Annotated in this window: 5 protein-coding genes; 3 read left to right on the top strand and 2 right to left on the bottom strand. The window is 73.5% G+C overall.

The annotated features are described in order from the left end of the window. Positions 1 to 343 precede the first annotated feature (343 nt). Entirely contained in the window at positions 344 to 1,453 is a 1,110-nt protein-coding gene (locus SZN_RS32730) for an NAD(P)H-dependent flavin oxidoreductase (protein WP_007503546.1), read from the top strand. Next, positions 1,450 to 3,024, top strand: a complete 1,575-nt coding sequence (locus SZN_RS32725; RefSeq protein ID WP_007503544.1) for an acyl-CoA synthetase — start codon at positions 1,450 to 1,452, stop codon at positions 3,022 to 3,024. The genes SZN_RS32730 and SZN_RS32725 overlap by 4 nt, the downstream gene beginning before the upstream one ends. 275 nt (positions 3,025 to 3,299) lie before the next feature. Here SZN_RS32725 and SZN_RS32720 read toward each other — a convergent pair whose 3' ends face one another. Then, positions 3,300 to 5,720, bottom strand: a complete 2,421-nt coding sequence (locus tag SZN_RS32720; RefSeq protein ID WP_007503542.1) for a penicillin acylase family protein — start codon at positions 5,718 to 5,720, stop codon at positions 3,300 to 3,302. 119 nt (positions 5,721 to 5,839) lie between these two features. Between SZN_RS32720 and SZN_RS32715 the strand changes: the two genes are divergently transcribed. Further along, on the top strand, positions 5,840 to 7,339 hold the full coding sequence (locus tag SZN_RS32715) for a fatty acyl-CoA synthetase (protein WP_007503540.1): 1,500 nt from the start codon (positions 5,840 to 5,842) through the stop codon (positions 7,337 to 7,339). Positions 7,340 to 7,449: 110 nt separating this feature from the next. Here the strand turns inward: SZN_RS32715 and paaK are convergent, their stop codons facing one another. Next, positions 7,450 to 8,745 carry a phenylacetate--CoA ligase PaaK gene (gene paaK, locus SZN_RS32710; protein ID WP_007503538.1) on the bottom strand — a complete coding sequence of 432 codons (1,296 nt, stop codon included), beginning with the start codon at positions 8,743 to 8,745 and terminating at the stop codon, positions 7,450 to 7,452. Between the last annotated feature and the right edge of the window lie 176 nt (positions 8,746 to 8,921).

Raw genomic sequence — 8,921 nt, 5'->3', positions numbered from 1 at the left:
CCGGCCCGGCGGTGAACGGGACGAGGGCCGGCCCGCTCGGGGGAGCCGCGGCGCAGGGTGGCGCCCCGCCCCGCCGAGTCGGCCGCCGGCCCGGCGGTGAACGGGACGAGGGCCGGCCCGCCGCCAGAGCCAGTGCCGCCGCGCCCGGTTGCCGTCTGGTGGGTCCGCCGCCGTCCTCATCGGGCTCCCCCGCTCCGGCTGAAAGCATCTTTCCGGGGGCGCCGTGCCACGTGAGGCTTTCGTGCCGGCGGGGGAGCGTGTCGACAGGGCGGGCGATGACGTGATCTGACGGTGTATCAGAAAAACTCTTCCGTCGTCCCGGTGACTGCGGCATCCTGCGCCCATGCAGACGGAGCTGAGCAAGAGACTGGGAGTCGAGTACGCCGTCTTCGGCTTCACGCCGTTCCCCGCCGTCGCCGCCGCCATCAGCAGGGCCGGCGGCCTCGGAGTGCTCGGCGCGGTCCGCTACACGGCACCCGACGACCTCGCGCGCGACCTCGACTGGATCGAGGCCCACGCCGACGGGCGGCCCTACGGCCTGGACGTCGTCATGCCGGCCAAGAAGGTCGAAGGAGCCACCGAGGCCGACGTCGAGGCGATGATCCCCGAGGGCCACCGGCGGTTCGTCACCGAGACCCTCGCCCGGTACGGCGTGCCCGAACTGGCCCCGGGCGAGGCCGCCGGCTGGCGCATCACCGGCTGGATGGAACAGGTCGCCCGCAGCCAGCTCGACGTCGCCCTCGACCACCCCATCCGCCTCCTCGCCAACGCCCTGGGCTCCCCGCCCGCGGACGTCATCGCCCGCGCCCACGAACGCGGCGTGCTCGTCGCCGCCCTCGCCGGCAGCGCCCGGCACGCCCGCAAGCACCAGGAAGCCGGCATCGACATCGTCGTCGCCCAGGGCTACGAGGCGGGTGGCCACACCGGCGACATCGCCTCCATGGTGCTCACCCCGGAGGTGGTCGAGGCGGTCGACCCCCTGCCCGTGCTGGCGGCGGGCGGCATCGGCAGCGGACCGCAGGTCGCCGCCGCCTTCAGCCTCGGCGCGCAGGGTGTGTGGCTGGGCTCCGTGTGGCTGACCACCACGGAGGCGGACCTGCACTCGCCCGCCCTCACCCGCAAGCTCCTCGCCGCCGGCTCCGGCGACACCGTCCGCTCCCGCGCCCTGACCGGCAAACCCGCCCGCCAGCTGCGCACCGAATGGACCGAGGCGTGGGACGACGCGGACGGACCCGGCACCCTGCCCATGCCCCTCCAGGGACTGCTGGTGGCCGAGGCGGTCTCCCGCATCCAGAAGTACGAGGTCGACCCGCTGCTCGGCACGCCCGTCGGGCAGATCGTCGGCCGGATGAACAGCGAACGCAGTGTCCAGGCGGTCTTCGACGACCTCACCCGCGGCTTCGAGCGGGCCGTCGACCGCGTCAACCGCATCGCCGGAAGGAGCGCCCGGTGACCCGCCCCACCGCGGCCCGCGCCGCCACCGCACCCGTCGGCTTCTGGGCCCAGGCCGCCGCCGACCCCGCCCGGCCCGTCCTCGTCGCCCCCGACGGCGGGGAGTGGACCGCCGGACGGCTGCACGCCGACGCCAACCGCCTCGTCCACGGCCTGCGCGCCGCCGGACTGCACCGCGGCGACGCCTTCGCCGTCGTCCTGCCCAACGGCGTGGAGTTCTTCACGGCCTATCTGGCCGCCAGCCAGGCCGGGTTCTACCTCGTGCCCGTCAACCACCACCTCGTCGCCCCCGAGATCGCCTGGATCGTCGCCGACTCCGGAGCCAAGGTGCTCGTCGCCCACGAGCGGTTCGCCGCGACCGCCCGCCGCGCCGCCGACGAGGCCGCCTTGCCCGCGAGTCACCGCTACGCCGTCGGCGGGGTCCGCGGCTTCCGGCCGTACGCCGAACTCCTCGCGGGGCAACCGGAGTCCGCGCCCGCCGACCGCACGCTCGGCTGGGTCATGAACTACACCTCGGGCACCACCGGCCGCCCCCGCGGCATCCGCCGCCCCCTGCCCGGCAGGCCCCCGGAGGAGTCCCACCTCGGCGGCTTCCTCGGGATCTTCGGCATCCGGCCCTTCGAGGAGAACGTGCACCTGGTCTGCTCGCCGCTGTACCACACCGCCGTACTCCAGTTCGCGGGCGCCTCCCTGCACATCGGCCACCGGCTCGTCCTCATGGACAAGTGGACGCCCGAGGAGATGCTCCGCCTGATCGACACCCACCGCTGCACGCACACCCACATGGTCCCCACCCAGTTCCACCGCCTCCTCGCCCTCCCCGAGGACGTGCGCGCCCGCTACGACGTGTCCTCCATGCGGCACGCCGTCCACGGGGCGGCGCCCTGCCCCGACCACGTGAAGAGGGCGATGCTGGACTGGTGGGGGCCGTGCGTGGAGGAGTACTACGCGGCCAGCGAGGGCGGCGGCGCCTTCGCCACCGCCGAGGACTGGCTGAACAAGCCCGGCACGGTCGGCAGGGCCTGGCCCATCAGCGAACTCGCGATCTTCGACGACGACGGCAACCGGCTCCCGCCCGGCGAACTCGGCACCGTGTACCTGAAGATGAACACCGGGGGATTCGCCTACCACAAGGACGACGCCAAGACGCGGAAGAACCGCATCGGCGACTTCTTCACCGTCGGCGACCTCGGCTGTCTGGACGCCGACGGCTTCCTCTTCCTGCGCGACCGCAAGATCGACATGATCATCTCGGGCGGGGTCAACATCTACCCCGCCGAGATCGAGGCGGCCCTGCTGGCGCACCCCGCGGTCGCCGACGCCGCCGCCTTCGGCATCCCCCACGACGACTGGGGCGAGGAGGTCAAGGCGGTCGTCGAACCGGCCCCCGGCCACACACCGGACCCCGCCCTCGCCGCCGCGATCCTCGACCACTGCGCCGCGCGGCTCGCCGGCTACAAACGGCCCCGGAGCGTCGACTTCGTCGCCGAACTGCCCCGCGACCCCAACGGCAAGCTGTACAAGCGCAGGCTGCGGGACCCGTACTGGGAGGGCCGCACACGGCGCATGTGAGCCGCGAGGCGCCCTGTCAGCCGGCCGTCTGTGCCCGGCGGACGCCGCCGGGGGAGCACCCATAGGTGGGCGTAGGACTGAGATGCGGCCACGTGGGGTGCGCCCACGTGGGGTGCGGCCATGTGTGGCGGGGCCACACGGCCCCGTACCCATGTGGCCCTGCCACACGGCCCCGGTACCCCTGCCCCGGAGGACGAGACCACATGGGGCAGCACCCGTGTGGTCCCGCCACAGGGGACGGGACCACACGGGGACGGAACACACGCCCCGGGGGCTCAGCGCTCGCGCACCCGGACGATCCGCAGCGCCGGCGACGCCAGCACGTCCTTCTCGCAGAAGCGCGCCGTCACCCACCTCTCCTGGGAGAACAGCCGCGTCTGGTCGCTGTAGGAGGGCGAGTTCGGGTTCGAGGACTGGGAGTACGCCAGCAGCGTGCGCGCCACCGGGCAGCCGCTGCCGTCCCAGCCGACCGCCTGGATGTGGCTGGAGCCGGTCGTCACGTCCGTGTAGCCGCCGCGCGCCGGATCCCACACCGGCTCCACCTTGTTCCAGACCCCGAGCCCCTCCGTGCCGCCGGACACCGGGATGCGCCGGCCGTCGCGCACGACCACCTGCCGCTCCCCGAGCCGCGAACCGAGCGCGATGCCCGCGGCCCGCAGTTCACCGACCGCGTCGGCCAGGGCCGTGGCGAACCCGGGCGCGGCCGTGTTCAGGGTGTTCGGCGTGCCCACGGGATCCGCCGCCGAGAACGGCACCTTCCACCGCTGGGCGGCCGGCACCTTCGCCGAGAGCTTGCGCCAGAACCGGTCGAAGAGCAGCGCGCCCCGGCTGGAGCTGTCCATCGTGCGGTCCCAGTCCGCGAGCACCGCGCACGCCCGCGAGACGTCGACCGCCGTGCCGTCGCTGCCCGTCGCGGTGCCGCCCGGCAGCGCTGCACACGCCTTCGCCGTGTCGGCCGCCGCCAGCCGCCCCGCGGGCACCCGGTTCGCGAACTGCTGGCGCTCCAGGTCCCGCACGGTCAGCCCGCCGCGCTCCGCCATCGCCGCCACGTCCTCGAGTGCGCCCCGCGTCCGCAGCGAGCGCTGGGTGCCGACGGTTCCGAAGATCCGCTCGTAACCGGTCAGCGGCCGCCCGGTGTTGGCGAGCCAGGCGGAGTCGTTGCTGTTCTCTGCGTACGGCGCGTCCTTCAGCGTCGGCATCCGCGCGGGCCCGAACGTCCCCGGCTGGACGGCGTCCGCGTCACTGCCGAGCGCGCAGTCCGCGCGCGACCCGTCCAGCACGGCGAGGCCCGCCGCCGGATAGGTGACCCGGCCGACGTCCGTGGAGCACCGGGCCGCGAGGTCGTCGGTGATCCGCGGCAGCACCTGGGACTGCGTGAACAGGGAACGCCCCGAGGAGTCCGCGGCCACCGTGTTGACCCACGGCAGACCCTGGTAGCGGGCCAGGGAGGCGAGGACGTCGGCCGTACCGCGCGCCTTGGAGAAGCCCAGCGAGGTGTCGGCGAAGCGCATGTTCGCCGCGTTGGGGTCGTTGAGCGCGTACGCCGTCGTCGCGGTCCACGGCAGCGGGAGACCGCCGTCCGAGGACGCCACGACCGGGCCGTACCGGGTCCACCACTGGGTGCGCGTCACCGGCGGGCCGCCCTTGACGGCCACCGTCACGGTCCGCTCGGTCATCCGCTCGCGCACCCCGTCCACGAGGTACACCGTCGGGTCGGCCGGATCCAGTGTCAGCCGGTGCAGGTTGAACGGGACACCGGTCGACACCGTGTGGCTCCACGCCACCCTGGAGTTGTAGCCGATGGAGACCGTCGGCGAGCCCAGCAGCGAGGCGCCCGCGACGTCCAGTTCCCCCGGAATCGTCTGCTGCACCTGCCAGAAGCGGCGGCCGCCCTGCCACGGGTAGTGCGGGTTGCCCAGCAGCAGACCCCGGCCGTTCGCCGTGGTGTCGCCCCGGAAGGCGACCGCGTTGGACCCCATGTCCGCGTCGGCGGCCCGCTCGCGCACCGCCTTCGCCAGCGCCCCGGGGTCCACGTCCGCGGCCCGCGACCCGGCCGCGGACGCGGAGGGGGGCCGGGCCGAGGTGATGTCGTCCACCGAACCGCCCTGTCCGCCCAGCACGGCGAAGGCGTAGAAGCGGGACGCCACGTCCAGCGAGCTGACGGGCCGCACCCAGGACGCGCCCTTGCAGGACGGGTCGCTGATCCGGTTCTGGCGCAGCCAGGTGTTGTACCCGGCGGCGAACCCCCGCATGAGGTCCACGACCTGCCGGCTCGGGCCGCGGGGCGCGGGCTGCGCGAGCAGCCTCTGCACCGTGCCGGCCCGGCGCACTCCGGCGAAGTAGAGGTCGCTGGAGAGGTTCGTGCCGGCGGAGGACAGCGAGAAGTCGGTCGCCGCGTCCGGGCCGAAGTAGCGCGAGCGTTCACCGCGGACCGTCACGAAGCCGTCGGCGAGCGTGCACACCTGGTCGGCGGCCTGCGCCCACCCGGTGCCGAAGCCGAGGGAGCGGTAGTCCCCGGCGACGATGTGCGCCATGCCGTACTCGGTGTAGCGGACGGTGGCCGTCAGACCGCCGTCCGAGGGCTGGTGACTCCGGTCCCGGGGGCCGTGCCGGTCCGCGGCCACCGCGGGCAGCCCCGCCGCGGTGGCGAGCAGGGCGACGGCCGCGACGACGATCCGTCTGGGGCGGGTGCGCATCGTGCCTCCCAACGTCGTTGAGGGAAGGAGCCGTCGAGCGTACCAACGGGTATGCCTCCTCCGTCAGGTGTCGGCGCGCGCCTTGACCCGTCCGTGCGCGGCACCCAGGATCATGTGTCATGACGCCAGCACACGGCAGCACGGTCGACGCGGTGCTGCGCCGCAGCGCACGGCGCACTCCGGAGCGCGTCGCGCTCGACGACGGCGAGAGCGCGTGGACCTACCGGGAACTCGACGACGCGGTCTCCCGCGCGGCGGGCGTCCTGCTCGCCCGGGGCCTGTCGCCGGGGGACCGTGTCGCCGCCTACGGCCACAACTCGGGCGCCTACCTCATCGCCTTCCTGGCCTGCGCCCGCGCGCGGCTCGTCCACGTCCCCGTCAACCAGAACCTCACCGGCGGCGACCTGGCCCACATCGTCGGGCAGAGCGGAAGCTCCCTCGTCCTCACCGACCCCGGCCTCGCCGACCGGCTCCCCGGCGGCGTCCCCGCCATGGCGCTGCGCCACACGGAGGACTCGCTGCTGGCCCGCCAGGCGACGGCGCCCCTCCACGAGGGCCCCGAGCCCCGGCCGGAGGAGGTGGTGCAACTCCTCTACACCTCCGGTACGACGGCCCTGCCCAAGGGCGCGATGATGACGCACCGCGCCCTGGTCCACGCCTACCTGAGCGCGATCTCCGCCCTGGACCTGAGCGCCGGCGACCGGCCCGTGCACTCGCTGCCGCTGTACCACTCGGCGCAGATGCACGTCTTCCTGATGCCGTACCTGGCGGTAGGCGCCACCAACCTCGTACTCGCCTCCCCCGACGGCGACCGGCTCCTCGACCTGATCGAACAGGGCCGCGCGGACAGCCTGTTCGCCCCGCCCACGGTCTGGATCGGCCTCGCGGGCCGCCCCGACTTCGCCACCCGCGACCTGCGCGGGCTGCGCAAGGCGTACTACGGCGCCTCGGTCATGCCGGTGCCGGTCCTGGAGCGGCTGCGCGCCCGCCTGCCCGGCCTGGCCTTCTACAACTGCTTCGGGCAGAGCGAGATCGGCCCGCTGGCGATGGTGCTGGCGCCCGACGAGCACAAGGGACGGCTGGAGTCCTGCGGCCGTCCCGTCCTCTTCGTCGACGCGCGCCTGGTGGACGAGGACGGGGAGGAGGTCCCCGACGACAGCGCCGGGGAGATCGTCTACCGCTCCCCTCAGCTGTGCGAGGGCTACTGGGACGATCCCGAGGCGACCGCCGCGGCCTTCCGGGAGGGCTGGTTCCGCTCGGGCGACCTCGCGGTGCGCGACGCGCACGGCTACTACACCATCGTCGACCGGGTGAAGGACGTCATCAACTCCGGCGGTGTGCTGGTCGCTTCACGGGAGGTCGAGGACGCGCTCCACTCGCACGAGGCCGTCGCCGAGGTCGCCGTGATCGCCCTGCCCGACGAGCGGTGGATCGAGGCCGTCACGGCGGTCGTCGTCCCGCGGGGCGAGGTGAGCGAGGCCGAACTCATCGCCCACGCGCGCGAGAGGATCACCCACTTCAAGGCGCCCAAGCGGGTCCTCTTCGTGGACGGGCTCCCGCGCAACGCCAGCGGCAAGATCCTCAAACGGGAGCTGCGGGACCGGTTCGCCGCGAGCTGAGGCGGCCCGGAGGAGCGGGCGCCGAGGCCGTGAGCGCGGCCGGGCCGTACGCCGTGACGTCTGGCCGGACCCGATCGCGACGACGGATCACGCGGAGATCGGTCAGGGCCCTAACGGGGACGCAGGTCCGCGATCCGCCGGATCTTCCCCACGGAACGCTCCAGCGACTCCGGTTCCACGATCTCCACGGCGACCGAGACCCCGATACCGTCCTTGACGGCCGCCGCGATCGCGCGCGCAGCGGCGTCCCGGACCTCCGGCGGCGCGTCGGGGCGGGCCTCCGCCCGCACGGTCAGCGCGTCGAGCCGGCCCTCGCGCGTCAGCCGCAGCTGGAAGTGCGGCGCCACTCCCGGGGTGCGCAGCACGATCTCCTCGATCTGCGTGGGGAAGAGGTTCACGCCGCGCAGGATCACCATGTCGTCGCTGCGCCCGGTGATCTTCTCCATCCGGCGGAACACCCGGGCCGTCCCCGGAAGCAGCCGCGTCAGATCCCGCGTGCGGTACCGCACGACGGGCATCGCCTCCTTGGTCAGCGAGGTGAAGACCAGCTCGCCCTCCGCGCCGTCGGGCAGCACCTCACCGGTGACCGGGTCGACGATCTCCGGGTAGAAGTGGTCCTCCCACACATGCAGACCGTCCTTGGTCTCCACGCACTCCTGCGCCACACCCGGTCCCATGACCTCCGAGAGCCCGTATATGTCGACGGCGTCGATGGCGAAGCGCTCCTCGATCTCCTGGCGCATCCGCTCGGTCCAGGGCTCGGCGCCGAAGATGCCGACCCGCAGCGAGGTGCCGCGCGGGTCCACGCCCTGGCGCTCGAACTCGTCGAGCAGGGTGAGCATGTACGACGGCGTCACCATGATGACCTCGGGCCGCAGATCCTCGATCAGCCGGACCTGCCGGGCCGTCATGCCGCCGGACGCCGGGATGACCGTGCAGCCGAGCCGTTCGGCGCCGTAGTGCGCGCCGAGCCCTCCGGTGAACAGTCCATAGCCGTACGCCACATGGACCTTGTCGCCGGGGCGCCCGCCCGCCGCCCGGATCGACCGGGCCACCATGTCGGACCACACGGACAGGTCGCCGTCGGTGTAGCCGACGACCGTGGGGCGCCCGGTGGTGCCACTGGAGGCGTGCAGCCGGCGGATCCGGTCCTGGGGCACGGCGAACATCCCGTACGGGTAGTTCTCGCGCAGGTCGGCCTTGACCGTGAACGGGAAGTGGGCCAGGTCGCCGAGCGACCGGCAGTCCTCGGGGCGCACCCCGGCCCTGTCGAAGGACTCCCGGTAGAACGGCACGTTGTCGTACGCGTGCCGCAGCGAGGCCCTGAGCCGCTCCAGCTGCAGCGTCCGCAACGCCTCGGGGCCGAGCCGTTCACCCGAGTCCGGCAACTCCGTCGCATCCGCCATGGGGACTGCTCCCTCGCCGACCGTGATGTCCAGGGCGACCGATCGTTCGGTCTGTGTACGTGCCCTCAGTAATGCAGACGGCACCTGATCAGGCAAGGGGGTGGCCGCGAGTCGCGGGACCTGCGGGCGGCGGCGCCGGGCACCGCCCCCGGCGGGACGACGCTGCGGGGGTTCGT

The organism is Streptomyces zinciresistens K42 (assembly GCF_000225525.1).
In the GTDB taxonomy this organism is placed as follows: Bacteria; Actinomycetota; Actinomycetes; order Streptomycetales; family Streptomycetaceae; genus Streptomyces; species Streptomyces zinciresistens.
The sequence above is the reverse complement of the archived record's forward strand: the minus strand, read 5'-3'. Positions and strand labels throughout refer to the sequence as shown.